At 56.8% G+C, this 26,953-nt stretch carries 30 protein-coding genes; 13 read left to right on the forward strand and 17 right to left on the reverse strand.

Translation table 11 applies throughout. The features are described from left to right. Positions 1-3: 3 nt before the first annotated feature. The 3 genes from GOV38_RS00245 to purB form a co-directional block, all read right to left on the reverse strand. Positions 4-1,074, reverse strand: a complete 1,071-nt coding sequence (locus GOV38_RS00245; protein ID WP_171207915.1) for a FliG C-terminal domain-containing protein — start codon at positions 1,072-1,074, stop codon at positions 4-6. 94 nt (positions 1,075-1,168) lie between these two features. Beyond that, positions 1,169-1,711, reverse strand: coding sequence for a tetratricopeptide repeat protein (locus GOV38_RS00250; RefSeq protein WP_171130133.1), 543 nt, complete (start codon positions 1,709-1,711; stop codon positions 1,169-1,171). Positions 1,712-2,081: 370 nt separating this feature from the next. Continuing rightward, positions 2,082-3,389, reverse strand: coding sequence for an adenylosuccinate lyase (gene purB, locus GOV38_RS00255; protein ID WP_171207212.1), 1,308 nt, complete (start codon positions 3,387-3,389; stop codon positions 2,082-2,084). Between the two features lie 88 nt (positions 3,390-3,477). Here purB and GOV38_RS00260 point away from each other — a divergent pair, with 88 nt between their 5' ends. The 5 genes from GOV38_RS00260 (at position 3,478) to GOV38_RS00280 (ending at position 5,966) form a co-directional block, all read left to right on the forward strand. Continuing rightward, positions 3,478-3,810, forward strand: a complete 333-nt coding sequence (locus tag GOV38_RS00260) for a hypothetical protein (protein WP_171207213.1) — start codon at positions 3,478-3,480, stop codon at positions 3,808-3,810. After that, a complete protein-coding gene (locus tag GOV38_RS00265; protein ID WP_171130127.1) occupies positions 3,807-4,229 on the forward strand; it encodes a DUF6314 family protein in 423 nt (140 codons plus the stop codon). The genes GOV38_RS00260 and GOV38_RS00265 overlap by 4 nt, the downstream gene beginning before the upstream one ends. 76 nt (positions 4,230-4,305) lie before the next feature. Continuing rightward, positions 4,306-4,893 (forward strand): biotin transporter BioY, encoded by a 588-nt coding sequence (locus GOV38_RS00270; protein WP_171099798.1) that lies wholly within the window; start codon positions 4,306-4,308, stop codon positions 4,891-4,893. 135 nt (positions 4,894-5,028) lie between these two features. Continuing rightward, positions 5,029-5,589 (forward strand): hypothetical protein, encoded by a 561-nt coding sequence (locus GOV38_RS00275; RefSeq protein WP_171099796.1) that lies wholly within the window; start codon positions 5,029-5,031, stop codon positions 5,587-5,589. Positions 5,590-5,600: 11 nt separating this feature from the next. Next, positions 5,601-5,966 (forward strand): hypothetical protein, encoded by a 366-nt coding sequence (locus tag GOV38_RS00280; protein ID WP_171099794.1) that lies wholly within the window; start codon positions 5,601-5,603, stop codon positions 5,964-5,966. A 37-nt stretch (positions 5,967-6,003) separates the two neighbouring features. Here GOV38_RS00280 and GOV38_RS00285 read toward each other — a convergent pair whose 3' ends face one another. Then, complete coding sequence (locus GOV38_RS00285) at positions 6,004-7,227, reverse strand: bifunctional alpha/beta hydrolase/OsmC family protein (protein ID WP_171207214.1); 1,224 nt, start codon at positions 7,225-7,227, stop codon at positions 6,004-6,006. Positions 7,228-7,473: 246 nt separating this feature from the next. Between GOV38_RS00285 and GOV38_RS00290 the strand changes: the two genes are divergently transcribed. Continuing rightward, a complete protein-coding gene (locus GOV38_RS00290) occupies positions 7,474-7,665 on the forward strand; it encodes a hypothetical protein (RefSeq protein ID WP_171207215.1) in 192 nt (63 codons plus the stop codon). A gap of 3 nt (positions 7,666-7,668) precedes the next feature. On the opposite strand, the gene dddP is transcribed toward GOV38_RS00290, so the two are convergent. Further along, the gene (gene dddP / locus GOV38_RS00295) at positions 7,669-9,012 is read right to left on the reverse strand and encodes a dimethylsulfonioproprionate lyase DddP (RefSeq protein ID WP_171207216.1); all 1,344 of its coding nucleotides are present in this window, start codon (positions 9,010-9,012) and stop codon (positions 7,669-7,671) included. 123 nt (positions 9,013-9,135) lie between these two features. Here dddP and GOV38_RS00300 point away from each other — a divergent pair, with 123 nt between their 5' ends. Beyond that, positions 9,136-9,882 carry a DUF3445 domain-containing protein gene (locus tag GOV38_RS00300; protein ID WP_171207217.1) on the forward strand — a complete coding sequence of 249 codons (747 nt, stop codon included), beginning with the start codon at positions 9,136-9,138 and terminating at the stop codon, positions 9,880-9,882. Between the two features lie 36 nt (positions 9,883-9,918). Here GOV38_RS00300 and GOV38_RS00305 read toward each other — a convergent pair whose 3' ends face one another. The 5 genes from GOV38_RS00305 to GOV38_RS00325 all read right to left on the reverse strand — a co-directional run bounded on the left by GOV38_RS00305 (position 9,919) and on the right by GOV38_RS00325 (position 14,441). After that, a complete protein-coding gene (locus tag GOV38_RS00305) occupies positions 9,919-10,824 on the reverse strand; it encodes a hypothetical protein (RefSeq protein ID WP_254430420.1) in 906 nt (301 codons plus the stop codon). A 206-nt stretch (positions 10,825-11,030) separates the two neighbouring features. Continuing rightward, on the reverse strand, positions 11,031-11,825 hold the full coding sequence (locus GOV38_RS00310) for a lytic transglycosylase domain-containing protein (RefSeq protein ID WP_171207218.1): 795 nt from the start codon (positions 11,823-11,825) through the stop codon (positions 11,031-11,033). Between the two features lie 67 nt (positions 11,826-11,892). After that, complete coding sequence (locus tag GOV38_RS00315; RefSeq protein ID WP_171207219.1) at positions 11,893-12,540, reverse strand: MSMEG_1061 family FMN-dependent PPOX-type flavoprotein; 648 nt, start codon at positions 12,538-12,540, stop codon at positions 11,893-11,895. A gap of 123 nt (positions 12,541-12,663) precedes the next feature. Next, the gene (gene glnA / locus GOV38_RS00320; RefSeq protein WP_171099779.1) at positions 12,664-14,070 is read right to left on the reverse strand and encodes a type I glutamate--ammonia ligase; all 1,407 of its coding nucleotides are present in this window, start codon (positions 14,068-14,070) and stop codon (positions 12,664-12,666) included. A gap of 32 nt (positions 14,071-14,102) precedes the next feature. Further along, positions 14,103-14,441 carry a P-II family nitrogen regulator gene (locus GOV38_RS00325; protein WP_171099777.1) on the reverse strand — a complete coding sequence of 113 codons (339 nt, stop codon included), beginning with the start codon at positions 14,439-14,441 and terminating at the stop codon, positions 14,103-14,105. Positions 14,442-14,608: 167 nt separating this feature from the next. Between GOV38_RS00325 and GOV38_RS00330 the strand changes: the two genes are divergently transcribed. From GOV38_RS00330 to tig, 3 genes are all read left to right on the forward strand, one after another. After that, on the forward strand, positions 14,609-16,306 hold the full coding sequence (locus tag GOV38_RS00330) for an NAD(P)H-hydrate dehydratase (protein WP_171207220.1): 1,698 nt from the start codon (positions 14,609-14,611) through the stop codon (positions 16,304-16,306). Between the two features lie 232 nt (positions 16,307-16,538). Beyond that, on the forward strand, positions 16,539-17,663 hold the full coding sequence (locus GOV38_RS00335) for a porin (RefSeq protein WP_171099772.1): 1,125 nt from the start codon (positions 16,539-16,541) through the stop codon (positions 17,661-17,663). Positions 17,664-17,846: 183 nt separating this feature from the next. Further along, positions 17,847-19,178: a trigger factor gene (gene tig, locus GOV38_RS00340; RefSeq protein ID WP_171100150.1), complete on the forward strand. Its 1,332-nt coding sequence runs from the start codon at positions 17,847-17,849 to the stop codon at positions 19,176-19,178. A gap of 103 nt (positions 19,179-19,281) precedes the next feature. Here the strand turns inward: tig and GOV38_RS00345 are convergent, their stop codons facing one another. The 6 genes from GOV38_RS00345 to rpsF all read right to left on the reverse strand — a co-directional run bounded on the left by GOV38_RS00345 (position 19,282) and on the right by rpsF (position 23,044). Next, a complete protein-coding gene (locus GOV38_RS00345) occupies positions 19,282-20,130 on the reverse strand; it encodes an acyl-homoserine-lactone synthase (protein WP_171207221.1) in 849 nt (282 codons plus the stop codon). A gap of 96 nt (positions 20,131-20,226) precedes the next feature. After that, a complete protein-coding gene (locus tag GOV38_RS00350) occupies positions 20,227-20,928 on the reverse strand; it encodes a LuxR family transcriptional regulator (RefSeq protein ID WP_171130099.1) in 702 nt (233 codons plus the stop codon). Positions 20,929-21,151: 223 nt separating this feature from the next. Then, positions 21,152-21,634 carry a lytic transglycosylase domain-containing protein gene (locus GOV38_RS00355; protein ID WP_171207222.1) on the reverse strand — a complete coding sequence of 161 codons (483 nt, stop codon included), beginning with the start codon at positions 21,632-21,634 and terminating at the stop codon, positions 21,152-21,154. Positions 21,635-21,793: 159 nt separating this feature from the next. After that, the gene (gene rplI / locus GOV38_RS00360; protein ID WP_171099767.1) at positions 21,794-22,423 is read right to left on the reverse strand and encodes a 50S ribosomal protein L9; all 630 of its coding nucleotides are present in this window, start codon (positions 22,421-22,423) and stop codon (positions 21,794-21,796) included. Between the two features lie 12 nt (positions 22,424-22,435). After that, a complete protein-coding gene (rpsR, locus tag GOV38_RS00365; protein WP_005608650.1) occupies positions 22,436-22,663 on the reverse strand; it encodes a 30S ribosomal protein S18 in 228 nt (75 codons plus the stop codon). A gap of 27 nt (positions 22,664-22,690) precedes the next feature. Next, positions 22,691-23,044: a 30S ribosomal protein S6 gene (gene rpsF / locus GOV38_RS00370; RefSeq protein WP_171099766.1), complete on the reverse strand. Its 354-nt coding sequence runs from the start codon at positions 23,042-23,044 to the stop codon at positions 22,691-22,693. A gap of 270 nt (positions 23,045-23,314) precedes the next feature. On the opposite strand from rpsF, the gene GOV38_RS00375 reads away from it, so the two are divergent. After that, a complete protein-coding gene (locus tag GOV38_RS00375; RefSeq protein ID WP_171099764.1) occupies positions 23,315-23,833 on the forward strand; it encodes a hypothetical protein in 519 nt (172 codons plus the stop codon). Positions 23,834-23,958: 125 nt separating this feature from the next. Then, positions 23,959-24,531: a YceI family protein gene (locus GOV38_RS00380; protein ID WP_171099762.1), complete on the forward strand. Its 573-nt coding sequence runs from the start codon at positions 23,959-23,961 to the stop codon at positions 24,529-24,531. Positions 24,532-24,589: 58 nt separating this feature from the next. Here the strand turns inward: GOV38_RS00380 and GOV38_RS00385 are convergent, their stop codons facing one another. After that, complete coding sequence (locus tag GOV38_RS00385; protein WP_171207223.1) at positions 24,590-25,828, reverse strand: cytochrome b/b6 domain-containing protein; 1,239 nt, start codon at positions 25,826-25,828, stop codon at positions 24,590-24,592. Between the two features lie 172 nt (positions 25,829-26,000). Here GOV38_RS00385 and fabD point away from each other — a divergent pair, with 172 nt between their 5' ends. Continuing rightward, positions 26,001-26,939, forward strand: a complete 939-nt coding sequence (gene fabD / locus GOV38_RS00390) for an ACP S-malonyltransferase (protein WP_171207224.1) — start codon at positions 26,001-26,003, stop codon at positions 26,937-26,939. The last annotated feature ends 14 nt before the right edge of the window (positions 26,940-26,953 follow it).

Below are 26,953 nucleotides of genomic sequence, written 5' to 3' on the forward strand. Positions count from 1 at the left end.
GTGTCAGTCTTCGTCGTCCTCATCGGTTTCAACCAGGGTGATGGTTCCGTCGTCCAGCAAAGACCGGATCGCCGTGACGATCTGAGACATCGCGTCTTCTGCCTCACTCAATTTCACCTTGCCTCGTTCGGCCATTTCCTCGCGCAGGTTTTCTGCCATCCGAGTGGACATGTTGGACAACATGAACTCGGCTGCGGCCTGGTCGCCTTCGGTTGCGGCACCGGCGAGGGCGGAGACCAGAACGGGCTGATCCACCCCGCGCAGAACGGCGGGGATGTCGCGGGGCAGGATGCGTGTGGGGATATGGGCAAAGATAAAGATCGATTGCCGGACGGAGTTTGCGAAATCGGCATCTTCTTCGTCCAGTGCGGTCAGCAACCCATCCCGTGTCGTTGCTGTCGACTGGTTGAGAATGGCTCCAACCCGTGCGCCGGGTTCGTCTTTGAAAGCCGGGGTCGGGCGCTGATCCAACTGGGCCGCCAGGGACCAGCCGATCCGCTCTACAGCGTCTGGGGTGACATTGGCCGTTTTCGACACCGCATAGGTGATCCGGCGTGCCACAGGGCCGGGCAGATGGCCCAGCAATTGCGCTGCGTTGGCGGTTTCGAGCTTGGACAGCATGACCGCTGCAACTTCGGTGCTTTCGGCCTGCGCGATCTTGGCCAGATCTTCAATCGGCACCTCGCGCAACCGCTGCCACGGGTCCCCAATCTGACGGACACCGGCCACTTTGCGCAGCCGAGCGGCAGTAGAAGGCGCTATCTTGTCGTTGACCGCGTCCAAAGCACCAGCCAGCCCGTGCGGAAAGGCCAGCCCGACACTGTCCAGCGCATTGGCAAACTCTTGTGCCACGGCGGCCAGGGTCACACGATCCACCAAGCCCATCTGGCCCAGTTGATGTGTGAGTTTTTCTTGCAAGCTATCGGGCAATTCCTCAAGCGGGATATCCGCGCCCTCGTTCAGCAGCAGGCGCACAACAATGGCGGCCTTTTCCCGGCTGTTCAGTCTGCGCGGTACAACCTTTGTAGCCGCGTCATCCGCGTCGACAACAGGTTGTTGACGGCCCGGCGTCATCTGTACCAATGCGTTTGTGTCTTGCATCTGCCCGTGAAGTCATAGTGTGATTCACGGGCAGATTAGCGAGGTCGGGGTAAAGAAACCCTGAAACTCAGTAGCTATAAGTCAGCCCGGTGCTGATCGCGTCGCGCAGAGAGGCTTCGGCCCATGTGCCTTCGCCGCCACGCGCCTTGATTTCCCGCCATTGTTCGATCGCCAGGTCTGTGCGGCCTTCGGCGACAAAACCCTGACCCATGTAGCTGCGTGCCAGAAGGTTGTCGGGATTTGCGTCAATGGCCTGCTGATAGAACAGGTTGGCCAGTTCAATCTCGCCCATCTTGCGATAGGTGAAGCCCCAATAGGTTTTCACCCGGTCATCGTCCTGATCCATAACCCGCAAGATGTCCTGCGCATGTTCAAGCTGCCCGTCATAGGCCAGTTCGCGCACGGCATCATATAATTGGTCTTGGGAAAAATTTGTCTTGTTGGGTTTTACACATTTGCCAGCAGCTTCGTCATAGACGCGGCCAAACAGGCATTTCTTGGTTGTGTTCGTCGGCTTGGGCGGGCTGCTGTCGCCTCCGCCTGCTGCATGAACCATCGGTGCAAAGGCAAATGCCTGAAGGGCGATGGCCGAAGCGAGTACCAGACGCATATTCTTACTCCATTCTCAAAGTGATCAAAAAAAGCATAGCGTTGCCTTGTAAAAAGCGAACAACGCTGGTGCCAATTTTATTCACAAATTGGAGAAGAAAATTCTCAAGCAGAGATTTTGGTGCAGCTATGGCTGTCTGAATCCCAAACGGTACCCTCAGCGCAAGACTGTGTCTGCTTTGAGTGCCCATTACAGGCGAAGCTTGCAGTTGCTGCAAAAAGAAGCGCCACAGCGCAGATGGTTGTCCGGATCATGGTGGTGTCCTTTCCAAAGACTACGCAGTGATCCTATCACAAATTCGCCAGCCTTCCAAAAAGAAGGCCCGGATTGCGCCGTGCAACCCGGGCCTTCGGCAAAAACTGGCCAGAAATTAATCTTCGCCAAACACGCGGGCGAAAATCGTATCGACATGTTTGGTGTGATACCCGAGGTCGAATTTCTCTTCGATCTCATCCGGGCTGAGTGCTGCGGTGACGTCCGGGTCGGCCAGAAGCTCCTCTTTAAAATCAGTGCGGTGTTCCCAAACCTTCAGCGCGTTGCGCTGTACCATGGCATAGGCATCCTCGCGGCTGACACCGGCCTGGGTCAGCGCCAGCAGCACTCGCTGGCTCATGACCAGGCCGGGGAACTTGTTCATGTTTTCGATCATGTTCTCGGGGAAGATCAACATCTTGTCGATCACGCCGGTCAGACGGGCCAGCGCGAAATCCAGAGTGATCGTGGCGTCGGGCCCGATCATGCGTTCGACCGAAGAATGCGAGATATCGCGCTCGTGCCACAGCGCCACATTTTCCATTGCCGGGATCACCGCCGCACGCACCATGCGGGCCAGGCCGGTCAGGTTTTCTGTCAGAACCGGGTTTTTCTTATGCGGCATCGCGGATGAGCCTTTCTGGCCCATCGAAAAGAACTCGGCCCCTTCCAACACTTCAGTGCGCTGCATGTGGCGGATCTCAATAGCGATGTTTTCGATGCTGCTGGCGATTACTCCAAGCGTGGCAAAGAAAGCGGCGTGGCGGTCGCGCGGGATAACCTGCGTGCTGATCGGCTCGGGCACCAGGCCCAGTTGATCGCACACATGTTCTTCGACGCGGGGGTCGATATTGGCGAATGTGCCAACCGCACCGCTGATCGCACCCGTCGCAATCTCGGCGCGCGCATCGCGCATCCGTGACAGGTTGCGGTCCATCTCGGCATAGAACCGCGCAAAGGTCAGGCCCATGGTGGTGGGTTCCGCGTGGATGCCGTGGCTGCGACCGATGCGAACGGTGTTCTTATGCTCCATCGCACGACGCTTGAGCGCGGCCAGCAGACCTTCGAGATCGGCAATCAACAGATCCGCGGCGCGGGTCAGCTGCACGTTCAGGCAAGTGTCCAGCACGTCGGATGAGGTCATGCCCTGGTGAACAAAGCGCGCCTCTTCACTGCCAACATGCTCAGCCAGATGGGTCAGGAAGGCGATGACGTCATGTTTGGTGACCGCCTCGATCTCATCTATCCGCGCCACGTCAAATTCGACGTCCTTGGCTTTCCATACGGCTTGCGCGTTTTCGCGAGGGATCACACCCAGATCAGCCATGGCATCGCAGGCATGGGCTTCGATCTCGTACCAGATGCGGAACTTGGTTTCGGGCGACCAGATAGCGACCATGTCAGGACGGGAATAGCGGGGAATCATTGGCGGCAGACCCTTTTTGTGATTGGGATGAGGCGTTGGCGCGGGGTTTAGCCGTGCTGGTCCAAGGGAACAAGGCACGAGTGGCGGGATGAGACGGTTTGCCCTGATTTTGTTGATCTGGCCGGGTATTGCGGCGGCTGATACGTTCAAAACCTTGTCGGGCGATGAAATTCTGACCGCCTTGTCGGGCCAAAAGCTCGACTACGGGCAGGGGGTCTGGCAGGTGTTTGAGCCGTCGATGGTGACAAACTATTTCTCAGGCGGCCCAAGCACCGGGCGCTGGGCTGTGCGGGGGGATCAGTATTGCTCGGTCTGGCCACCGTCGGACCTGTGGGCGTGCTATGACGTACAGCAAAAAGGCGACGTAATCCGATTTGTGGATGATGCGGGCGGCATTACAGACGGGATGTATTCCGAGTGAACCTGCCCACAGGATTGACCGATTTCGAAGGGCGTTGGGCACTGACGCGACTGATCCGCGATGAGCGGGCCGGGCAGGTGGTGCAGGCCGATGGTGAGGCTGAGTTGCGCCCCGGATCAGGCGGGTTGATCTATAATGAGACGGTCACGCTGCGCATTCCCGGACAACCTGAAATGACCGGAACGCGGCGCTATTTTTGGCGCGCAGCTGAGGGCGGGATTGCCATCTATTTCGACGATGATCGCTATTTCCACGCTCTGACATTGGGCCGACCCCACGAGAAGGATCATCACGATTGCCCCCCTGACAGCTATGATGCAGAATACGATTTCACAGGATGGCCGCGCTGGAGCGTCCGCTGGACCGTGTCGGGCCCGCGAAAATCCTATGAAATGGAGACCGAATTTACGCGACGATAGCGTAATCATCTTGCAGCAGGGGGCCGGAACGGGCATTGCTGCATGTGCAAAGAGATCCGCAAGTGGAGAAAACAAAATGAATGCGAACGTATTGGCCAACGCAATTGGCCCGCGCGAGGGGACAGCGCTGCGCGTCAAACAGGTTGTACTGGTTGCCTTGGGCATTGTTGCTCTGGCCGTTGCCGCCAAGATCAAAGTTCCGATGTGGCCGGTTCCGATCACAATGGGGACCTTTGCGGTATTGACCATCGGCACCGCTTATGGCGCACGTCTTGGGCTGGTTACCATGCTGGGCTATCTGCTGGTTGGCGCGCTGGGCTTTGACGTGTTCGCAGGCTCGACAGCCGAGAAAAACGGCCTGACCTACATGATGGGCGGCACCGGCGGCTATCTGGTCGGCTATGTGCTGGCGACACTGGCGCTGGGTGCCTTGGCCGCGCGCGGCTGGGACCGCTCGGTCGGCAAACTGGCGCTGGCGCTGGTTTTGGCCAACGTGCTCATCTATGTGCCGGGCCTGCTGTGGCTGGGTCAATTGTTCGGCTGGGACAAACCGATCTTGGAATGGGGTCTGACACCGTTCCTGCTGGGTGATGCGATCAAGCTGGCTCTGGCGGCGCTGCTGATCCCGGCGGTCTGGAAACTGGTCGGCAACGCGCGTACCTGATTTCCCTGGATTTCGACAAGAGCCCGCGGCCGGTATCTCCGGTCGCGGGTTTTTTGTGCCCCGTGTTTGCAGGCTGGACAAACAGGGGCATACGCGTCCAATCTGATGGCAGAGAAATCATCAGGTTATTAAGATATGCGCTTTCTTAAGAATTCCGCCCTTGGGGCTTTTACTGCGCTTTTACTGGGCAGCGCTGTGCCTGCCAGTGCAGATACTCCCGTCACCTATACAGATGGTGGCGCGCCGTTGTTCCAGTTCATTGTCCCTGACTTCTGGGCGCTTCGGGTCGGTGGCCCACGCGAGATTGAAGACACCAGCGGCAATGACCCGCGCAGCGTGTCCCGGGTCATGGGCATGCGGCCTGTAACCGATGATGCGGCTTGGATCGGGTTCATTTCGCCCGAAGGTGTTTCGACGATCGATGGGGGGATCCAATACCTGCGAGATATCGACAAGTTCCTGGTCAAGGACCCGCAGGTGAGCAGCAACACGCGTCAGCGCATTGGCGGATTGCCAGCTCAAGTCATCCGCGGCACCGGGCGGCGCGATGGGCGAGGTGTGAACTTTACCGCGACCGTGATCGACCTTCCGCGCGACCGTGTGGCTGTTGGCGTTGCCATCCTTCGTGACAGCGCCGATGCGGGCTATGTTGAGGATTTGAACGCCGTGTTCGAATCCTTCCGGTCACTGCGATAGGAGGGTAGCAAATGGCGTATTCGATCCTTAAGCGAACGGTGCTGGCTCTGGGACTGGGAGGTTCGGCGTTTGCTCTGTCTGGTTGCGATGGTGTCGCTGTCGGGTTTGGCGTCGGTTACGGATATGATCCGTTCTACGATTCGATGCTTTGGAACGACTATTACCGTCGCGATGTCGATGTGGATATCGACGTTGATCGACCAGTCAGGCCCAATCCGCCTGCGGGCAAACCACCGTCCAGACCAAACCCACCTGCCGGGAAACCGCCCGCGCGTCCCAAACCGCCTGTCGCTAAGCCTCCGGCCCGACCACGCCCGCCAGTTGCGCGCCCACCCACAGCGCGACCGCCAATCCACCGGCCTGGCCCGCGCAGATAGTTCTGACTGCGCTGCGGGGTGGGCCCGTGGCGCAGACCTATTCAGTGGGCAATAGTTCGGTCGTGATCTGAACTGTCCCTTCCAGGGTGCGATGTACCGGACATCTGTCCGCGATCTCCATCAATTTGGCCCGTTGTGCATCGTCCAGCGGACCTTGCAATCGGATCTTGCGGCGAAAGACGTCCACTTTGCCTTCGTTGATGGCGAGACCGGCGTCCTGTGCGTGTACCTTGTTGTGACACACATCCACACTGACACTGGTCAGCGGCCAGCGCTTACGCCGTGCATACATGCGGATGGTCATCGACGTGCAGGCGCCTAAGCCCGAGGATACAAAGCCATAGGGCGACATGCCTCGGTCCGTGCCTCCGTAGGACACCGGCTCGTCAGCTATGGCGTGATGGTGGGGACCGGACTGGATGTCCTGCAGAAATCCGCTGGGATCGGCTTCGGTCACGCGCACAACACCCTCAGGCGCGCCGATCGGCGGGGCGGGAGGGCTTAGCTTAACATAGCGTGACACCCAGGCGGTGATCACATCTGCTGCGTAATTCGCGTCTTCGATGCGCGTGATCAAATGGTCTGCGTCATCCAGCGTCACAAAGCTTTTGGGATGTTTAGCAGCCATGAAGATACTGCTGGCATTGTCGATGCTGACCGTGGAATCCAACGGCGCATGCAGGATCAGAAGCGCTGCGTTCAGATTGGCAATCGCAGGCGTCAGCGCGGTTTCCGAGATATCGTCGACAAAGGCCTTGCCTATACGGAAAGGTCGACCACCGAGCGATACTTCGGCACTGCCATCCTTTTCGATTTCCGGGAGGGCGGCCTCGAAATGGTGCGAGACATGGCCGGGATCCGCCGGGGCGCCCAATGTCACAACGGCCTTGACCGACGCGATTGATGCACGGGCCCGTAAAACCGCAGCCCCACCAAGCGAATGACCAATCAACAGCGCAGGTGCCATATCCCGCCCCGCCAGATACTGAGCTGCTGCAGTCAGGTCCTGGACGTTCGATGTGAAGGTCGTATTCGCAAACTCCCCTTCAGAATGCCCCAGCCCGGTGAAGTCGAACCGCAAGACGGCAATTCCCATGGCTGCAAGACGTGCCGAAATGCGCCGCGCTGCCGGGATATCCTTTGAGCATGTGAAACAATGGGCAAACAGGGCAGTGGCCAAGACAGGCCCATCCGGCAGGTCTAACCGGGCCGCAAGTCGGCTGCCGTCATGTCCGGCAAAAGTTACGCGTTCCGTTGGCATAGGGAATCCTTGGTGTTTGGAGGCGGAACCATACTGGGTGCTGACGGGGAGCGGCTCAACCCCTATGTCAGAACCGTAACGGTAAGGTGAGGGACTGAAACTTTGTCTCGAATGATCCAACCGTTCAGCGGAGCATTGGATCAATATATCACATTTTGTGATTCAATACCGATTAAACATTCATTTTCATTATTTCTCGGCGGCAACCACATTGGGCTTACAGATAAGTCACGAACGGAGGCCAAAATGGCACATGCACCTTGTGTCCCGCACAAACCCATCATTCAGCCAAGCCTTATCTTTGCGGTTTTTCTGACCGGAGCAGCTGGATTTGCCTTAGGGCAGAACTGGCCGCTTGATATGGCCGACCAGAACGCCGCCAGGCAAGAGGACTGGCATGGCAATGTCAGAAGGTCAGGTTGGGGGCAGAGCGAATAGTTTTTAAGCGGTGCCCATCAGTTGCGCATCGAACGGGTATTTGGTCAGGTTCTCATAACCGTCTTCGGTGATCAGGACCTGATCTTCCAGCTTGATCGAGAAGTCGCCGCCAACCTCACCCACTGCTGCTTCGACGCACAATACCATACCGGGTTCAAGCGGATGGTCATATGATCCGGCTACCGCCTTGTCAGGGTAGGCGACCAGGGGCCATTCGTCACACAGGCCAACGCCGTGCATCAGGCAGCCGTATTTCTGCGCTTGAAACTTGTCGTCCAAACGATGGCTGTTCGCAGTCAGTTCGGGGATCATCACACCGGGTTTCAGCATTTCCATGTTGGTCATGATGTGCTCATGCGCGTGCTGCATCGCATAGATCATGTCGGCGCGAGGCTTTTGGTCGCCGATCCACCAGGTGCGTGAGATATCAACGCATATGCCGTATGATCCAATGAGGTCGGTATCAAAGGCAATGATCTCGTTTTGCTGCGTGATCCGGGGGCCGCATTCCTGAAACCACGGGTTGGTACGTTGCCCCGAGGCCAGCAGGCGGGTCTCGATCCATTCGCCTCCGCGCTTGATATTCTCGGCGTGAAGAACGGCCCAGATGTCATCTTCCGAGGTTTTGCCATCCCCCGCATTCGCACGGGCGAATCTTTCCATTTCGGCCACGGCGGTTTCGCAGGCATGGTTGGCGCATCGCATTGCCAGAATCTCGTCCGGGCCTTTGACGGCGCGAGTTTTTTCCGTTAGCTCCTCACCTTCCATGATCTCAAAGCCCTGCGCCTCAAGTGCGCGCAGGCCGTGCAGCATGATCTTGTCGACCGCCAGGCGTTTATTGCCGCCGCCATGTTCGTCGATCAGCACGCGCACCTCGTTCGAGAACACATCAGCCGCAACATCGACCTTGTCGCCACGGTCAAAATAGAACAAGTCCGCGCCCGAGCGCTGCTCGCGCACAAGCAGGTTGAACTTGGACAGAAACGGCGAATTCTTATAGTCCCAGATCACCATATACCCATCAGCACAAAGCAGAACGGCGCGAAACGGATTATGCGTGTTCCACAGCTGCATATTGGTGCTGTCGGTGGCATAGCGGATATTGAGCGGATCAAAGATCAGCAATCCACCATAGCCTCGGTCGACAACGGCCTGTGTCAGGCGCTGCCAGCGATAGTTGCGCATGGTCTCCAGGTTTGGCAGCTCAAGCCCGGCTGCGGCCCATTCAGAAAACGCCAGCTGCGTCGGTCCGATCTCGATCCGGTCATTGTCATTTGGTGTGCCGTCGCCCAGAGCTGCCCCTTTGGTCGGGTCAATCTTGCGCGTGTCGCGATATGGAACGTTCACTTAGGGCCTCCATCCTTGCCAGATGACTGTGCAAGGTGCCATTTTTCGGGTCGCAGTTGTTTGCGACCGTTCGGACGTCGCTTTTTTACCGACATTTCTGGGTGAGGCTGCTAGTGCGGGCGCATGACTACGATCTTACAGAGCTCCATTCCCTATGACCCGCTGACTGAAACCGCACTCCCCGGTATCGGCGCTGCTGACGCAGATGATTGGCTGCGTCGGGATGATGCCTTTGATGCGCAAATGCGCCGTAGGGCCGAGGTTTTGCGAGATCATCGCAAGGATGTTCTGGCGATGGACGCGCAGGCATTTGAACCCGCGCAAGAGCTTTTGGAAATGGCTCTGGCGCTACATTACCCTGATGCAGGGGATCATGCGCTGCGCCCGGATGGTGTTCGGGTCAAGATTGATCGCGCCAAGCCTCTAGAGACGCTGTGCCATCTGGTGCAGGAAGATCTGTGTATCTTGCAGAAACAGGGTGACGAACACGTTCTGACCGGAGCCATTCTGTGCTTTCCGGCCAGTTGGTGCTTGTCCGAGAAGTTCATGCGCCCTTTGATCGGCATTCATGATCGAGTTGATCCCTATGACGCCAATATCGCCCGCCGAGTCCAACGGCTGTTCGATGGTATACAGCCCGGCCGCCCTTTATGGCGCTTCAATGCCCTCTGGTATCACGACGCTGAGTTGTATCAGCCACGCAGCGTGAACGATCCACGCGAGATCAGGGATCGGGGCTCTGCTCGGTTTCTGCGCAGCGAGCGGCAGGTTCTACTCCGTTTGCCAAGAACCCGCGCTGTGGTTTTTTCGATCCACACCTATGTCCTGGACGCTCAAACCCTGCCCAAAATGGAAAACCCCGCCAAATGACGGGGCCTTCCTAGGAGGGTCTTAGGGTTGTCTTGTTCAAAAGCCGATAGCAGAAGTCACTCCGGCAATGGCGCCACTGGTGTTCAGCCCGAAAAGAGCCACTGTAAGAGCGACGACTTGCGTGTTCAGACGGAAATCCTCACCACGGATCAGATTGACCGCTGCCAGCGACAATGCAATCGGGGCCGAGACGCTTGCAATCGCACCGGTCATGCCCCAGCTGGACAGGCGCAGAATATCGCTGGGTTGCTCCTCGGGTGCACAGGTTACCAAGACTTGCTCGGATCCCTCGCCATCGACGGGTTCAGTGCGAAAGGCGATGCTGAGCAATTGGTCATCTGTCAGCTGGATCGGGCGCGCAGTTGGTTCGGCAAAAGCCACCACATCGGCTTCATGGTTTGCCATGTTCAAACCCGCAAACGGGCCGCTGATCACATCAAAAATCTGCTTCTTGTCACGCAGCCTGCGTGGTGCGAATGAGTCGAATGCGCTGAGGAACTGCTCGGCTGTTAAGACGGTCTTTTCCGACAACCATTCGATACGACGGGTCGAACAGATATCGATCATCCGGTAGAGCATCACGACCAACATCAGTTCCGAGACTTCAGTGTCGTCCAAAATCGCCGAAACCGGAGTAACAGTCAGCGCGAGCCGGTTCTCGGGCTGTTTACTCTTTTGACGCTCAAGCGTCTTCAACCCGGCTGCATTGTCCATGCGTTGGTAGCGGGGGTCAGCATGTTGCGGGAGCGAGTCAAGCGTCAGCCGTACAAGGTATTGGCTGGACACGATGCTGGCTTCGGTCTCGCTCAGCTGCGCCTTGCGTTCCACCTGGTAGCCATAGTCCTCAAGCGTTGCGGCAACGATGTCACTGAAATGTGTCAGCGCATCCTTAGCTTCACCGTCAAATTGAACGCCGCCGTGATAGTCGTGTTTTGAGGTCAAAGACTTTTCCTCTTTCCGCCGCAGTGGTCGTTTTCACCAGCAATCATAAGGAGCGAACTTGGGCAAAATTTGGCGCTTTAAGAAAAAATCGAGAAATATCAGGGATTGGTTACGCATTGGAAACCAAGAAACATTGGATTTCATTAAATTGTTGTGTCCAAAAGATGGCAAGATGGGGCTTGTCCACCCGGTTCGGGATGTGGGTGTTAGTTATCGATTCGCCACGCAATAATCGCAATTGACTGCTGATAGACAGACGCTGCATTCCACTGTTTGATCACCGCAAAATTGGGCTCTCCTTGCTGATAGCCTCGACCGGGTTTCCAGCCTTTCTTGCGAAGGAAATTAGCCGTTGAGGCCAGCGCATCGGTCATGTTGTAGAAGTCAACTTCGCGGTCTCCGGTGGCGTCGATACCATAGGTCAGGGCGTTGCCAGGCAGGAACTGTGTGTGTCCCAACTCGCCATGTTTTGCCCCTTTTGTGGCCATGGTGATGCTACCTTGGTCCACCAGTTTCAGGGCCCCAATGGCATGGGGAATAAAAAACTCGGATCGGCGACAATCATAGGCCAGCGTCGTGATTGATGACACGACGGGGCTGTCACCCATGAAATTACCAAAGCCTGTTTCCATTCCGTGAATGGCGATCAGCACACCTGAAGGGACGCCAAATTGGCGCTCCAGGGCAGCGTAGAATTCGGGGTTGCGTGCCTTGCGTTTGCGGCCTTGGGCCACGATAGCGTCTGCGCCGCGCACCTGCATGAACTTGTCCAGCGAGTATTTAAAACTTTTCTGGTTTCGGTCGGCTGCGATGGTGCGGGTTGCGTATTGGGTCTGTGCCAGGGCCTGCAGCCCCTTGCGTTTGACACCAGCGCGTTTCGCGGTCTTGGCGAAGTCTGCTTTCCAAGCCTCGAAACCCGCGCTGGTGTTACCGCAGGGGGCAGCTGCAGCAGCGGAAGTCAGGGCGAGCCCCAAAACGAACGCGGCGGTCAATCGAAGCATGTCTTTACCTTTCAGGCTAGGCCATCAAGGTCAGCCTAGGCCGGACGGGTTCAAACGCAAGCAGTCTTCAATACAGATCAAGCTCTCCTGCTTCTTTGAGCTTTTCGAACCACTCATCCGGGGTGGACTGAATCCGCGCGTGCTTGACCATCATGGCATTCATATCCGCCAGGCTGGACGTGTCGGGCCAGTTTTCAGGCTGCCAGAGATTCGCGCGGATGACGCATTTTGGACAATGGGCAAAGACAGATCGAACATGGATCAGCAAGGCGAGCTTTGGCGCTTTGCCATTTACCTGCATTTGGTTCAGCAGGTCTGGGTCTTTGCACAGACGGGCAGTGCCGCGCAGGCGCAGCGTTTCCAATTTGCCCGGAACCAAAAAAATCACCCCGGCACGCGGATCGCGCAGGATGTTGTGGAACGTGTCCATCCGTTTGTTGCCGGGCCGATCCGGGATCGCGATCAGTTGGTCCGAAATAACATGCACAAATCCGGGCGGGTCGCCGCGGGGCGAAATATCGATATAGCCATCCGGGTTGGTGGTTGCGATCAGACAAAACCCCGAAGCTGCAATGAAGTCGCGGCACATCTGGTCCAGCGCTGGGATCTCTTTGGCGACGATCTGCGGCAGCGGATGACCGGCCAGTGCTTCGAGCTCATCGGCGGATGTGATGAAATCGGAATAGGGGGCGAAGGGCGAAGGCTCAGGGGGCATTTGCGGGCTCCGATCTGATTATGCCAGACGATAGTGAGGGATCAGCATGATGTGGTCAAACCGGGGGCGAACGAATAAGGGCGCCCCATTGGGACGCCCTTGCATTTCAAATCCAAAAAAGGATTAGCAGCTGTAGTACATGCCGTACTCAACAGGGTGCGGCGTATGCTCGTAGGTTTCGACCTCTTCCATCTTCAGTTCGATGTAACCGTCGATCTGGTCTTTGGTGAACACGTCGCCCTGCAGCAGGAAGTCGTGGTCCGAGGCCAGAGCTTCCAGAGCTTCGCGCAGGCTGCCACAAACGGTCGGGATGTCGGCCAGTTCTTCGGCAGGCAGATCGTACAGGTTCTTGTCCATGGCTTCGCCCGGATCGATCTTGTTCTTGATGCCGTCCAGACCGGCCATCAGAAGAGCAGCAAAGGCCAGGTATGGGTTTGCGGCCGGATCGGGGAAGCGAGCTTCGACGCGCTTGGCTTTGGGGCTTTCGGTCCATGGGATACGGACACAACCCGAACGGTTACGGGCCGAGTAGGCGCGCAGAACAGGAGCTTCAAAGCCCGGGATCAGGCGCTTGTAGCTGTTGGTCGACGGGTTGGTGAAGGCGTTCAGTGTCTTGGCGTGCTTCAGGACACCACCGATGAAATACAGCGCCTCGTCGGACAGGTCGGCGTATTTGTCGCCTGCAAACAAAGGCTTGCCGTCTTTCCAGATCGACATGTTGCAGTGCATGCCGGTGCCGTTGTCACCTGCGATCGGCTTCGGCATGAAGGTTGCCGACTTGCCATAAGCGTGCGCCACGTTGTGGATCACGTATTTGTATTTCTGCAGCTCGTCGGCCTGCTTGGTCAGGCTGTCAAAGATCAGACCCAGCTCGTGCTGACACGAGGCGACCTCGTGGTGGTGCTTGTCGACCTTCATGCCCAGACGCTTCATGGTCGACAGCATCTCGGAACGCAGATCTTGCGCTTCGTCTACAGGGTTGACCGGGAAATAGCCGCCTTTGACACCAGGGCGGTGTCCCATGTTGCCCATCTCATATTCGGTGTCGGTGTTCCAGGACGCGTCGGTTGCATCAACTTCGTAGGATACTTTGTTGATACTGTTCGAGAAACGCACATCGTCGAACAGGAAGAACTCAGCTTCGGGTCCGAAATAGGCTACGTCGCCGATGCCCGAGGATTTCAGGTAGGCTTCGGCCTTTTCGGCGGTGCCGCGCGGGTCACGCTCATAAGCTTCGCCAGTGTCGGGCTCGACAACCGAGCAGTGCAGGCAGATGGTCTTTTCCGCATAGAACGGATCGACATAGGCGCTTTCGGTGTCGGGCATCAGTTTCATGTCGGATGCTTCAATCGACTTCCAGCCGGCAATGGACGAGCCGTCAAACATAAAGCCTTCTTCCAGGAAGTCCTCGTCAACCTGGTCAGACATGATGGTTACGTGCTGAAGCTTACCGCGCGGGTCGGTGAAGCGGATGTCGACATATTCTGCGTCTTCTTCACGGATCAGCTGAAGAACTGCGTCCTTGCTCATTCTCTCTATTCCTCTGATTGGAGATTAGTCGATTACAACGCGTCCGAGCCGGTTTCACCGGTACGAATGCGGATGGCTTGTTCTACGGGTGAGACAAAAATCTTGCCGTCGCCGATCTTGTCTGTTTTAGCGGCCGATACGATGGCATCGATGGCGGCATCAACCTGATCATCGTCCAACACAACTTCGATTTTAACCTTGGGCAGGAAATCCACTACGTATTCGGCGCCGCGATAGAGTTCTGTATGACCTTTCTGACGGCCAAATCCTTTGACCTCGATCACGCTGAGCCCCTGCACACCAACGTCTTGCAGCGCCTCTTTCACCTCGTCCAGTTTGAACGGCTTGATGATCGCCTCAATCTTTTTCATCACAGCTCACCTTGAATGGTTGTCTGGATGGCAGTGATCACGTCTAAGATCAGGCAGCAATGTGAATGCGGATTCTGCCCGGTCAGGGCCCATCGAAATCAAGCTGTCGATTAAAGTTTTATCGGCTTGCCTAAAAAGTAATCGTTTTTGAATCGAGCGGTGTTGAGATGACGGAAGTGTTGACAGCAGCTCAGATGCGCGCGGTTGAGCAGGCCGCAATCGACTCGGGTGAGGTCACCGGGCTGGAGCTGATGGAGCGTGCTGGGCAGGGCGTGGTGGACGCGATCTTAGAGGAATGGCCCGCGTTCAACGATCCGAGGGTCAGCCTCTCAACTTCCCCGGAAAGTTCGGAGCCAGATAAAGGGGATGCCTTTCGAGCAGTTGTGCTGTGCGGCCCTGGGAACAATGGTGGCGACGGCTTTGTCGTGGCGCGGCTTTTGTTTCAGCTTGGTTGGCAGCTGGAGGTTTTTCTGTATGGGGACCCAGACAAGCTGCCGCCGGACGCGCGGGTGAACTATGAGCGCTGGCTCGAGATCGGTACTGTCGCGCCTTTGCCGGAGGGTGTCTGGCTGCCGCAGTGCGATTTGCACGTGGATGCGTTGTTTGGGACGGGCCTGACGCGGCCGGTGCCCGAGAGCATTTCATATTCACTCTCGTATCTGCATAAGCGTCATCCCCCTTTTGTTGCGGTCTCTGTGGACCTGCCATCCGGGTTATGTGCTGATAGCGGGCGCCCGATCGGGGTGGCGGGCAAGGCGGATTTGACGGTCACGTTTCACAAGGCCAAATGCGGTCACTTTCTCGCGGAGGGCCCTGCGCGTTGTGGTAATGTGCGGGTCGCGGATATTGGTCTGCCGGCCCCGAAATTTCGCAGTACTGATGAATTAGTCGCTTATGTAAATGACCCGGCGCGCGAGAAAATGACCGGCGCCCAGTTGAAGGAATACCATGAACGTCAAAAGGCTGAGGCGCGGTCTTTGGTGCGATTGATCGACGGGCCGGTGTCGTTCGGAATGCGTCACGCCGACCGCAAGGATAATGATGCCCACAAATACACCCACGGCCACGCGCTGATCCTGTCAGGTGGTTCCGGCCAGACCGGGGCGGCGCGGTTGGCGGCGCGGGGGGCGTTGCGGATCGGAGCGGGGTTGGTGACGCTTGGCGTGCCGCCTGCGGCGCAGATGGAAGTGGCGTGTCAGATTACAGCCTTGATGATGCGCCGGGTTGAAGGCGCAGAGGGTTTGGATGAACTCTTGCAAGACCCGCGGCTGAGCGCGCTTTGCCTTGGGCCCGGCTTGGGGTTGGAGCGTGCGCGGGCGTTGGTGCCGGTGGCTTTAGCCGCGCAACGGGCGACAGTATTGGACGCAGATGCTTTGACTGCGTTTGGCGAGGATCCGGACAAGCTTTTCGAACTCTTGCATCCGAATTGTGTTCTGACGCCGCATGGGGGCGAGTTTGCGCGCCTGTTTCCGGATATTGCCGAAAAGCTGACATCAGCTCCGACGGTGGGGCCGGCCTATTCCAAGGTGGATGCCACGCGTGAAGCGGCGAGACGGGCGGGGTGTGTTGTTCTGTTCAAAGGGCCCGATACTGTCATTGCTGACCCTGATGGAAGATGTACGATCAACGCGGCGATGTATGAGCGCGCGGCCCCCTGGTTAGCCACCGCTGGATCGGGTGACGTTTTGGCGGGGTTTATCACGGGGCTTCTGGCACGCGGGATTGCGCCCCAAAGCGCGGCAGAAACCGCAGCTTGGTTGCATGTGGAATGCGCAAGACAGTTCGGGCCGGGTTTGATTGCTGAAGACCTACCTGAGCAATTGCCTGCGGTTCTGCGTAACCTACTGAGTGATCAAAAAAACTGACGCGGGTCCAAAGGTCGTCATGACCGCGTGGCGCGGGCGATTTTCTGCGTGCTGAGCCGAGGTTTCGGTATCAAATAGACACATATTATGATATCACGATGAGACTCACTCCTTTCCTGCTTTCGGAGTGAAAAGAACTTCTGATCAGAGGCTTGCTGGTATGTCGCAGCGCTTCGTTACCCAGTGAGTATCCAGACTCGAACCGGTCGGACCCTTATTTGAGGTATGAAAGATGTCACGCAATTTCCGAATTTCTGTTTCTGGGGCCGCGTTGGTCGCAGGGTTGGTATCGCCTGCAGCTGCCGAATTGAAATATGAAAACAACAGCGGCGGGTATGTATTGCTTTACGGCCAGTTGCACCCGGCGCTGATCTCGGTCGATGACGGGCAGCAAACTGAAACGCGCCTTTTGGACAACGACCTCTCGAACAGCAGGGTCGGGCTGCGCCTGATGCAACCTTATGGCAGCAACGAATTTACTTTTCTGCTCGAAACGGCCTTGGGTCTGCCCAATTCAACAGAGTGGAACCAGTTGGGCACAAGTTTCAGCGGTTGGACCCGCACTGACATCCGTCACGTGGATTTCGCGTTGGAAGGAAGCTATGGCAAGTTTTCTGCCGGCCAGGGCAGCATGGCTGCCGATGGCGCTGCCGAAGTGGATTTGTCCTACGTTGGGACTGCGCTGTATTCCTTTACCAATGATGAAAACTCGGCCTTCTTCTACCGTGGTACAAATGGGGTTCTGAGCGGAATAACCATAGGCGACTCCAGCAGTAACTTTGATGGCGCTCGGCGCGGGCGTGTGCGTTATGACACCCCGGAGTTCAATGGTTTTTCGGCGGGATTTGCCTATGGCCAGAACATATTGTCCAGCAGTGATGATGATACCTATTACGACGTTCGCGTCTCGTATTCCAACACGTTCGGGGACGGGGTGGAGTTCGGAGCGGCGCTTGCCTATGCGGTTCGCGATCGGGACGATAATTCCGGGGACCAGGAAGACTTTTTCGGGTCTGCTTCGGTTCTGCTGCGCAACGGGCTTGGTTTTACGGTTGCGGCAGGCACGCGCGACGACAAAAGGGCAGGTGCGAGCGATCCGGACTATTTCTATGGCAAGGTCTCATATGAAGGCAATTGGGTCTCGTGGGGGAAGACGGGGATCGGGATCGACTATTACGATGGTTCGGATTTCAACAGCAGCGGATCCAGTACCGAGTCATGGGGTTTCGCGGTTGTTCAGAAAATCCAAAGCATCAACACTGATGCATACCTGAAATACCGGAATCACGATTTTGATGACGGAACATCGTTCGACAGCAATGACACTTGGGTTCTGGGTGCGCGCTGGCGGTTCTGAGCCGGTTTAACGACACACCTTATCGCCCCGGTCGATCCGGGGCGATTTTTCGGTTCAAGGCGGTCAAATCCGGGGCTGATGGCGCCTTTGCCTCTTGCACGCGCGCGGCTGGGCAAATAGAAGGCGTCAAATTTGCCTGGCGCGCCCGTGTTGCGCGCCCCGAATCCTATGGGGACTACCATAATGCAGGTTACCGAGACGCTGAACGAAGGTCTGAAACGCGGCTACAACATCGTTGTGACCGCATCCGAGCTGGACGACAAGGTTAACGAGAAACTGACCGAGGCACAGCCGGAAATCGAAATGAAAGGTTTCCGCAAAGGCAAGGTGCCTATGGCCCTGCTGAAAAAGCAGTTCGGCCAGCGTCTGCTGGGTGAAGCGATGCAGGAAAGCATCGACGGCGCGATGAACAAGCATTTCGAGGACAGCGGCGAGCGTCCTGCGTTGCAGCCTGAGGTCAAGATGACCAACGAGGACTGGAAAGAAGGCGACGATGTCGAGGTCGCCATGTCCTATGAAGCGCTGCCCGAGATCCCCGAAGTTGACTTGAGCACGGTTGAGCTGGAGAAGCTGGTTGTCAAAGCAGACGATGCAGCCATTGAAGAAGCGCTGAACAACCTGGCCGAAACCGCGCAGGATTTCAAAGCGCGCCGCAAGGGCTCAAAGGCCAAGGACGGCGATCAGATCGTGTTTGACTTTGTCGGCAAGGTTGACGGCGAAGAGTTTGAAGGTGGATCGGCCGAAGACTATCCGCTGGTTCTGGGCTCGAACAGCTTCATCCCCGGCTTTGAAGAGCAACTGGTCGGTGTGAAGGCCGAGGAAGAAAAAGACGTCAACGTCACTTTCCCGGAAGAATACGGTGCCGAGCATCTGGCGGGCAAAGATGCGGTCTTTACCTGCACCATCAAAGAGGTGAAAGAGCCTGTCGCGGCAGAGGTCAATGATGAGCTGGCCAAGAAATTTGGCGCCGAGGATCTGGCTGGTTTGAAAGAGCAGATCTCGGAACGTCTTGAGGCAGAATATGCCGGTGCGTCCCGCGCCGTAATGAAGCGTGGTCTCTTGGATGTTCTGGACGAGAAGGTTTCCTTCGACCTGCCGCCGTCGCTGGTTGAAGCCGAAGCCAAGCAGATTGCACATCAGTTGTTCCACGAGGAAAACCCCGATGTGGAAGGCCACGATCATGGTGAGATCGAGCCGACAGAAGAGCACACCAAGCTGGCCGAGCGCCGCGTGCGTCTGGGGCTGTTGCTGGCTGAACTTGGGCAAAAGGCCGAAGTTGAAGTTACCGATGCCGAAATGACTCAGGCGATCATGAACCAGGCGCGTCAATATCCTGGTCAGGAACGCCAGTTCTTTGAGTTCGTGCAGCAGAACGCCCAGATGCAGCAGCAGTTGCGGGCGCCGATCTTTGAAGACAAGGTCGTTGACTACGTATTTGAACTGGCCCAGGTCGCCGACAAGGAAGTCAGCAAAGACGACCTGCAAAAAGCGGTTGAGGCACTGGAAGAGGAATAAACCTCTTCCTCCCGGGGCGATCCAGGGTGACAAAAAATGCGGAGCCGACTTATCTCGAAGACGGCTCCGCATGGGTGGCTTTTGGTTCTATGAGGCGAGGGGGTCAGACCTCATGAGCAAAAGCACGGGGGGGTCCAAGCAGAGCAACTTTTTGCTCTGGCGAGAATGTATCTGTTAGAGTTTCGATCAGCTTCAGCGTGGCCATCCGTTCGTCTTCGGTGGTCGAGGCGCTTATCTGCTCCACAAAATACCTTTCAAGATCGGTGAGTGGCTTGTGGTCTTGGTTCGCAGGCAGAGGCGATTTTGACCGCGCAAACAGCGCCAGCGCTTCGTCTTCGGACAAGAAGACGTCATGTTCAATACCCGCATACGCGCGGATGTCAGCGATCCGTTCTTCCGAACAGTCCATCATTGCAGCCATGGCCACGACTTTGCCCATTGGTTTAGCCGTGCCAAGATAGTCGTATGGAGCGTTGCCCGATCGTTGCAGCACCCGGTTCATGACCGGATCGATCACCGCAATCGAATCCAGCACTCCGGCCTGCATCGCATATTCAAACGACCCGATCATGACCTCGCTGGTCACATAGGAAATCGAGTTCTTCCCGCGGCCGCGCCCCAGTTTTTTCGTGTCCACGCAAAAGCGCGTTGCCTCCCAAACCTGGGCGCTTCGGATCGGCGGTTCGCCATCCAGGATCGCGTTAAAGACGTCGGCCATCATATGTGGCCCGGTTGTCTGCAACAGGCGCATGCACCCAACGACGTCCCCATCGTCGTTGATGCTTACGACATGTGCCGGATGCAGGTCGTCGAACGCATCGCGCTCGCGCCCGTTTTCGATATTGACTTCCCAGCCCAGGCGATCCCCGAAAACGCGCGCGCGGAGTTGGTACATCTCGTCCAAGATGTCAGTGAATAAGTGTTGGTTGATACCATCGATAACGATGATCATTTCCATCCCCCTACAGATTGGTTACCGTAGGAGCAGGATTAACGAACATTTGAAATGAGACTATTGGGGGTTTCCCGTATTTTTGTATTTTTTTTGTTAACCTGGCGTGATTAAGCCTAGACCTATTGCCCGGCCAATAGCCTGCGGCGTGGTCAAAGCGCCAAGTTTTTCCCGACCCGAACGCATGTGAACCTCGACAGTCCGGTGCGAGATCGAAAGGATGTCACCGATATCTTGTTGTGACTTGCCTTCAGCAACCCATTGCAGGATTTCTTTTTCACGGGTGGACAGGGAAGGAAGATAAAGCGCGCGGGACAGGACACCCGATTGCATGACTGTATCATGTGCATTGACGGCTGCCATTTGAAGGTCGCCCATCACGTACCGTTTGTACTTGTCCCATTCGGCATCGGAACAATCCCGCGTGACGTTCAGCAAGCCACATTCGCCGTAGGGACCGCGCACTGGAACCGTCAGACCGCGCGATGTTATGCCGAAATCATGCGCGTCCCGGAAAACCGCATTAAACTTTTCATCTTTCTGGAAACGCCCCCAATCCACCGGTGCAATACTGAGCATGGAGGTATAAATGGTGGGGTCGAATTTGTGGTAGCCGTGGCTACCGTAGTGAATCTTCCACTCATCGGGATAGTTGGCATATCCCTGTACATCGCCTCCGGCGGTGTTCATCGTGGCATAAGACGCATAGTCAAAGCCCAGCTCGTGGCAAACAGCGTTTATGATATCTGCGGTCGACTTTTCATCTTGGTCGAGCGCAGCCAGGTCTATGAGTTTCACCGTTCAAACCTTTAGAGCGATGCATCTTTTGACACTTTGCCAATTCAGGGGTGTCCAATGTTTACGTTAGGGCAGCTTCTGATACGGATGCAAGTGAGGGGTGCACATACTGTAATCTTAATTCGAATTTCATTTGACAGAAAGGCGCATTTTTTGTCGGGTCAAGAACGGTTTGGCCCCGGTGTTGCTGCCATTCCGTCAAAACCTGAGAAAAAAGCCACGCTTAGTTCGAGCGCAGCCCGGTTTCGACAAGCATTCCGCGCGCTTTGGCCTCGGGGTAAAACCCTTTGGCGTATAGAAAAATAGCTCGATCCTGATTGCCGTCTGAAAGCAGCCAGGCCCCACGCAGATACTTGCCCGCGAATTCCAGATTGGTGTCCGCATCCAACAACCCCTTGGCGTTTCCGCTGTATCCCATTGAGCGAGCCGTTGCCGGTAGAATTTGAAGCAAGCCATAGTAGGGACGGTTTACAGCCCAGGGACGGTGGGTGCTTTCGCGGATGGCGAGCTTGTGTACCAGCTCGCGCGGGAGTTCATAATGGTCGGCCCATCTGTTGATTGATGCGCGAAGTTCGGGGGTTTCGTTAGGATAAAGCGGTGGATCAAACGTATCCCCACGCGATACAGCGTTGTCAGCTCCGCCGCAGGCTGCGAGCGGAAGAATTGCAGTCAAAGCCAGAAAGTCGCGACGTTTGAACGAGAGCATTTGGAACCTCTTTGTCATTGCTTGCGGATCATAAGGAACGGCCGTTACCTCGCAAGCCTAGGCATTTAATCTGGCGAAATTTTGCCCGTATAAGCTGAAAATGGAAAAGGCCGCGCTGTTGTCAGCACGGCCTTTCAAGTGGCTCGTCCAAATACCTTGTTAGGCTTGGGTTTCGTCTTCGGCAGCCTCTTCGGCAGGAGCTGCATCGGCGACCAGTTCGTCGTCTTCCGATGCCGCAGAACCGATATCATCAAACAGTTCGGCGATCTCGAACTCGGCTGCAGCTTCTTCTTCTGCGGCCAGTTCCTGGATCGATTTGCCCGAAGCTTGCAATTCGGCCTCTTCTTCCGAGCGCGCGACGTTCAGCTTGATCGAAACTTCAACTTCGGGGTGCAGGTGAACGGCGACGGTGTGCAGACCCAACTCTTTGATCGGAGCGATCAGGGCGATCTGTTTCTTGTCGACGGTGAAACCTGCTTCGGTGGCGGCGTCTGCGGCGTCACGTGGAGTGACAGAGCCATAGAGCGCACCGGCATCCGAGGCCGAGCGAATCACGATGAACTGCTGATCGTCCAGCTTTTCAGCCAGCGCTTCAGCTTCTTTCTTGGTTTCCAGGTTGCGTGCTTCAAGCTGAGCCTTTTGGGCTTCGAACGAGGCGATGTTCGACTCGGACGCGCTCAGGGCTTTGCCTTGGGGCAGCAGGAAGTTGCGGGCGTAGCCGGGCTTGACGTCAACGACGTCGCCCATCTGACCCAGTTTCGCAACACGTTCCAGAAGGATAACTTGCATGTCAGTCTCTCCTTACTTAACGGCGTAGGGCAGCAGGGCGAGGAAGCGGGCGCGCTTGATGGCACGGGCCAGTTCACGCTGCTTCTTCGCCGAAACGGCAGTGATACGCGAGGGAACGATCTTGCCGCGCTCAGAAATGTAGCGCTGCAGCAGACGAGTGTCTTTATAGTCGATCTTCGGCGCGTTTTCACCCGAGAACGGGCAAACTTTGCGACGGCGGAAAAACGGTTTTGCGGCCATGGTTTATGTCCTTTCGTCAGGCGTTGATCAACGGCGCTCGCGGCGGTCGCCACGTTCGTCACGCTTTTGCATCTGAACCGACGGGCCTTCGGCGTGCTCGTCAACTTTGATGGTCAGAACACGCATGACGTCGTCATGCAGGCGCATCAGGCGTTCCATTTCCTGCACCGCGCCCGAGGGGGCATCGGTCTTCAGGAAGGAATAGTGACCCTTGCGGTTCTTGTTGATCTTGTAGGCCATCGTCTTGACACCCCAATACTCGCTATCGACGAGTTTGCCGCCATTGTCGGACAGTACGGTGCCAAAGTGTTCGATCAGGCCTTCGGCCTGCGCGTTGGACAGATCCTGACGCGCGATCATTACATGCTCATACAGTGGCATGTTCACTCCTGTTTATATCAAGGCGCATTTCAAAGGCGGGGCCATTTTGTCCTTCGCGACCCTGCCACGAGAGGCTGCGCGATTCACATCTGTGCGAAGGATGGCCCCATATACACGTTTGGGCGGTGGGAACAAGCCCTGCCTTACATGCCTTTGAGACGCCGTGCTATTTCCACCAGGGTGCCCAATTCCTGACGCTTTTCTCCTCGAGGTTGTTCATTAAGACGGGGACACCCGGAACATCGCAACAGATAAAGACAGGGCAAACCAATGGCCGTAGTGAATACGAACACTTTCGAAAAGACAGCGCAGAGCGCAGTCTATGAAAAATCCGTACCTCTGCTGATCAATTTCGCACCGAATTGGAAGGCACGACTTGTACTCGCTCGGATCGCCGGAGCACTGTTGATCATGATCGCCTTCTCGATGTGGTTGATGCCAGGTTCGGTGATGGGTGCCGAGGTATGGCCGTTCAAGTTGATCGCATCGCTGGCGTTTCTGATTGGCGGTGTCAGCCTGCTGACCGTAGAATTGCTGGATACCCGTCCTGACGCCTATTTTGACCCGATCCGCCGTGAGGTTCGTATCCTGCAAAAGAACGAGAATGGTCGTCCGCAAACCGTTCTGCGCCGCAGCTATGAATCTTTGGGTGGTGCCCGTTTCTCGGATGATCAGGTCGAACTGTTTGACGTTGATGGCAGCTTGCTGATGAAGCTTCCCCTGCAATCGGCGGATGTCAGCCGCGCGCTGAAAGGACAACTGAGCCAGAACGTAACAATCCTCGGCTGAGTTTTATTCTGTTCAAAAAAGAACAGAACCTGTTGATCAAAAAAACTTGAGTGCCGCCCTTGGGCGGCACAAATGTGTTATGAGCGAGCCTTGAGGTTTGCGAACTTAACACCGCGGAGATAACCATGAAATCCACCATTATTGCTGCAGCACTGGCCGTATCGGCGACAACAGCGTTTGCCGGCGCCGAAAAATACGTTTTGGATCCCAGCCATAGTCAGGTTTTGTTTTCCTATGACCACCTGGGTTTTTCGACCACCTACGGGATGTTCTCGGGTTTTGAAGGTGAGATCATGTTCGATCAAGAAAACCCGGCTGCTTCAAGCGTGAGTGTTTCCATGCCTGTCATGTCCATGTTCACCGGCTGGGAAGCACGTGAAGGTCATTTCATGTCCGAGGACTTTTTTGGTGCGAAAGAGGGTGACCTGATCACTTTCACCTCGACCGGCATTGAAGTGACCGGTGACGACACCGCAAATATCACGGGTGACCTGACGATGAACGGTGTCACCAAATCTGTTGTTTTGGATGCCTCGCTGAACAAGGTCGACAACCACCCGATGGCCAACAAGCCATGGGCAGGTTTCAACGCGACAACCACACTGACGCGCAGCGAGTTTGATTTGGGCCAGTTTGCGCCGTTCGTTGGTGACGAAGTGACGGTTCAAATCTCGGTCGAGGCGCAAAAGGCCGAATAAGCCAGCCTCTACCGGATGAAATTCAGCCGCCAGAGCCAAACGCTCTGGCGGTTTTTTCTTATTGAGTCCGCGTGGCCGTCAACTCGACCCCAACGGTGACAACAAAACCCAAAGAGTCTTCGGTGGGCTGTGAGGTCCCGACGTCAAACTCCAACCGGTTCAACTCCAATGCGCCACTCATGGCTGCTGTGTTGTCCTGAAGGTCCAGCGAGAAGGGCAGGACGATTTCCATGGTTTTGTCACGTATGGTCAGCGGACCGCGGGCTTCGTAACCTGTTTCCGTCTTGAACAGATCCGCCTTGAACTGTGCGGTTGGAAACTGGGTCGCATCGAAGAAATCTGCCCCCATGGCCTGATCCGTCACAGTGCCCAGACTAAGTGAAGCGATGGCGACGGTGACATCGACCGACCCGGCGGGTCCGGGTGCATCAGGCTCGTCAAAGGTGATCGCAGCCGTCCAATCTGAGAACGCTCCTGTGACCGGGCTGCCCAATTGCGAAATCGTAATCGACAGAGTACCGTCCTGAACCTGCCAATCGGATTGAACTTCGGCCAGCTGCGCGTCTCCGTGATCGTGATCCACATTATCGTGACGACCGTGCGAGAACTCTCCCATCGCCCAGCCACCAGTGAGGACGGCCACCCAAACGGCAAGCGCCGCGACAGCCGGGACCGGGCTGTGATGTTGTTGCGGTGGTTGCGGTGAGTCTGAGCGACCCGGCAACATGCGACGCAGAGTGCTGTCCTTGTCGACAATATGGTGCTTGAGCCCACCGGCAATATGCAGGCCCAGTGACGCGACCAGAACCCACATCAAAAGCTCGTGCAATGTACCTGTCAGCTCGGCCAGGCCGAGAGATTTCGGGACGAAAGGCAGGTTCTGTCCAAAGGGCCAGAGAATCGGCGCAAAACCCTCGCTTGCCGCGTGGTGGATCCATCCGGTCAGAGGGACCAGAACCAAAGAGCCATAGAGCAGCCAGTGAACCGTTTCGGCAGCAAAGGCTTCGGGTTTGTTATCCGCATTCAGAAGGCCTGGTTTGGTTTGCGTGACTGCCCAGAGGATGCGGGCCAGGGCGACAAAGAAAACCGTTACCCCTACAGTCTTGTGCAGCGAAAACAGATTGGCCGCGCGGGCAATCTGCGCTTCGGTCGGTGTGACCGTTGGATCAAACAAGACATGAGCCAGGTCGTTGGCGATCCAGCCCAGCGGTAAAGCCGTTAAGATCAGCAAGGCGGTCATCCAGTGAAAGGCCTTGGTGACACTGCCGTAGCTTGAGTAAGTATTGCTCAGGGACATCGGGGAAATCTCCGGGACATTCAGTTCGCTACACCCTAAATCGCTGCCCATGGGACACAAGTGCGAGAAACGCACAGAACCGGTGCCCAGATGCAGAGCGCAGGCAATGCTTGTGCCGCGCGGCCTGTCGGTTTACACCGCGCGGCAACCTGACGTCATCCAAGAGGCATCTATGACACGCGCGTTCGTATTTCCGGGGCAGGGCGCCCAGACCATTGGCATGGGGAAGGCTCTGGCCGAGGCTTATCCGGCGGCCCAAGCCGTGTTCAATGAGGTTGATGAGGCCCTGGGCGAAAAGCTGAGCGCCTTGATCTGGGAGGGTGACATTGCTGATCTGACGCTGACCCAGAACGCACAACCGGCGCTGATGGCGACCTCGATCGCGGCGATGCGCGCATTGGAGGCCGAAGGCGCGTCGATTACGGATGCGGCGTTTGTGGCGGGGCATTCTCTGGGCGAATATTCCGCGCTGGCTGCTGCGGGCGCATTGTCTGTCGCGGATACCGCGCGCCTGCTGCGCACGCGGGGGCAGGCGATGCAATCTGCCGTGCCGGTGGGTGAGGGCGCGATGGCCGCCGTTCTGGGCCTTGATCTGGACGCGGTGCGCGCAGTGGCCGAAGAGGCCGCACAAGGCGAGGCGTGCCAAGCCGCAAATGACAACGATCCCACTCAGGTTGTTGTGTCCGGTGCGAAGGCCGCTGTGGAACGCGCTGCGGTGATCGCCAAGGAAAAAGGTGCCAAGCGGGCGGTGATGCTGCCCGTCAGCGCGCCGTTCCATTGCGCGCTGATGCAGCCCGCCGCTGATGTGATGGCCGAAGCTTTGGCCGGTGTTGAAATCAAAACACCTGCGGTGCCGCTGGTGGCAAATGTACGGGCCGAAGCAGTCACCGACCCGGATCAGATCCGGTCGCTGCTGGTTGAGCAAGTCACCGGCTCGGTCCGCTGGCGCGAAAGTGTGCAGTACATGGTGGCCCAAGGGGTCGATAGCGTCTGGGAGATCGGAGCGGGCAAGGCTTTGTCGGGGATGATCCGCAAGATCGACCGGGCGGTTGCATGTCAGGCCGTGGGATCGCCGGATGATGTTCAAGCGGCGCTGGGCGCGGGTCAATAACAGGGATGACACCC

Origin of the sequence: Ruegeria sp. HKCCA5839, from assembly GCF_013035585.1 — a bacterium.
Lineage (GTDB): Bacteria > Pseudomonadota > Alphaproteobacteria > Rhodobacterales > Rhodobacteraceae > Ruegeria.

Bases quoted from the DNA above. Each gene is read 5' to 3' on its own strand.
- GOV38_RS00245 (WP_171207915.1), bottom strand. From the start codon at position 1,074: ATGACGCCGGGCCGTCAACAACCTGTTGTCGACGCGGATGACGCGGCT.
- GOV38_RS00250 (WP_171130133.1), bottom strand. From the start codon at position 1,711: ATGCGTCTGGTACTCGCTTCGGCCATCGCCCTTCAGGCATTTGCCTTT.
- purB (WP_171207212.1), bottom strand. From the start codon at position 3,389: ATGATTCCCCGCTATTCCCGTCCTGACATGGTCGCTATCTGGTCGCCC.
- GOV38_RS00260 (WP_171207213.1), top strand. From the start codon at position 3,478: ATGAGACGGTTTGCCCTGATTTTGTTGATCTGGCCGGGTATTGCGGCG.
- GOV38_RS00270 (WP_171099798.1), top strand. From the start codon at position 4,306: ATGAATGCGAACGTATTGGCCAACGCAATTGGCCCGCGCGAGGGGACA.
- GOV38_RS00275 (WP_171099796.1), top strand. From the start codon at position 5,029: ATGCGCTTTCTTAAGAATTCCGCCCTTGGGGCTTTTACTGCGCTTTTA.
- GOV38_RS00280 (WP_171099794.1), top strand. From the start codon at position 5,601: ATGGCGTATTCGATCCTTAAGCGAACGGTGCTGGCTCTGGGACTGGGA.
- GOV38_RS00285 (WP_171207214.1), bottom strand. From the start codon at position 7,227: ATGCCAACGGAACGCGTAACTTTTGCCGGACATGACGGCAGCCGACTT.
- GOV38_RS00290 (WP_171207215.1), top strand. From the start codon at position 7,474: ATGGCACATGCACCTTGTGTCCCGCACAAACCCATCATTCAGCCAAGC.
- GOV38_RS00300 (WP_171207217.1), top strand. From the start codon at position 9,136: ATGACTACGATCTTACAGAGCTCCATTCCCTATGACCCGCTGACTGAA.
- GOV38_RS00310 (WP_171207218.1), bottom strand. From the start codon at position 11,825: ATGCTTCGATTGACCGCCGCGTTCGTTTTGGGGCTCGCCCTGACTTCC.
- GOV38_RS00315 (WP_171207219.1), bottom strand. From the start codon at position 12,540: ATGCCCCCTGAGCCTTCGCCCTTCGCCCCCTATTCCGATTTCATCACA.
- glnA (WP_171099779.1), bottom strand. From the start codon at position 14,070: ATGAGCAAGGACGCAGTTCTTCAGCTGATCCGTGAAGAAGACGCAGAA.
- GOV38_RS00325 (WP_171099777.1), bottom strand. From the start codon at position 14,441: ATGAAAAAGATTGAGGCGATCATCAAGCCGTTCAAACTGGACGAGGTG.
- GOV38_RS00330 (WP_171207220.1), top strand. From the start codon at position 14,609: ATGACGGAAGTGTTGACAGCAGCTCAGATGCGCGCGGTTGAGCAGGCC.
- GOV38_RS00335 (WP_171099772.1), top strand. From the start codon at position 16,539: ATGTCACGCAATTTCCGAATTTCTGTTTCTGGGGCCGCGTTGGTCGCA.
- tig (WP_171100150.1), top strand. From the start codon at position 17,847: ATGCAGGTTACCGAGACGCTGAACGAAGGTCTGAAACGCGGCTACAAC.
- GOV38_RS00345 (WP_171207221.1), bottom strand. From the start codon at position 20,130: ATGATCATCGTTATCGATGGTATCAACCAACACTTATTCACTGACATC.
- GOV38_RS00355 (WP_171207222.1), bottom strand. From the start codon at position 21,634: ATGCTCTCGTTCAAACGTCGCGACTTTCTGGCTTTGACTGCAATTCTT.
- rplI (WP_171099767.1), bottom strand. From the start codon at position 22,423: ATGCAAGTTATCCTTCTGGAACGTGTTGCGAAACTGGGTCAGATGGGC.
- rpsR (WP_005608650.1), bottom strand. From the start codon at position 22,663: ATGGCCGCAAAACCGTTTTTCCGCCGTCGCAAAGTTTGCCCGTTCTCG.
- rpsF (WP_171099766.1), bottom strand. From the start codon at position 23,044: ATGCCACTGTATGAGCATGTAATGATCGCGCGTCAGGATCTGTCCAAC.
- GOV38_RS00375 (WP_171099764.1), top strand. From the start codon at position 23,315: ATGGCCGTAGTGAATACGAACACTTTCGAAAAGACAGCGCAGAGCGCA.
- GOV38_RS00380 (WP_171099762.1), top strand. From the start codon at position 23,959: ATGAAATCCACCATTATTGCTGCAGCACTGGCCGTATCGGCGACAACA.
- GOV38_RS00385 (WP_171207223.1), bottom strand. From the start codon at position 25,828: ATGTCCCTGAGCAATACTTACTCAAGCTACGGCAGTGTCACCAAGGCC.
- fabD (WP_171207224.1), top strand. From the start codon at position 26,001: ATGACACGCGCGTTCGTATTTCCGGGGCAGGGCGCCCAGACCATTGGC.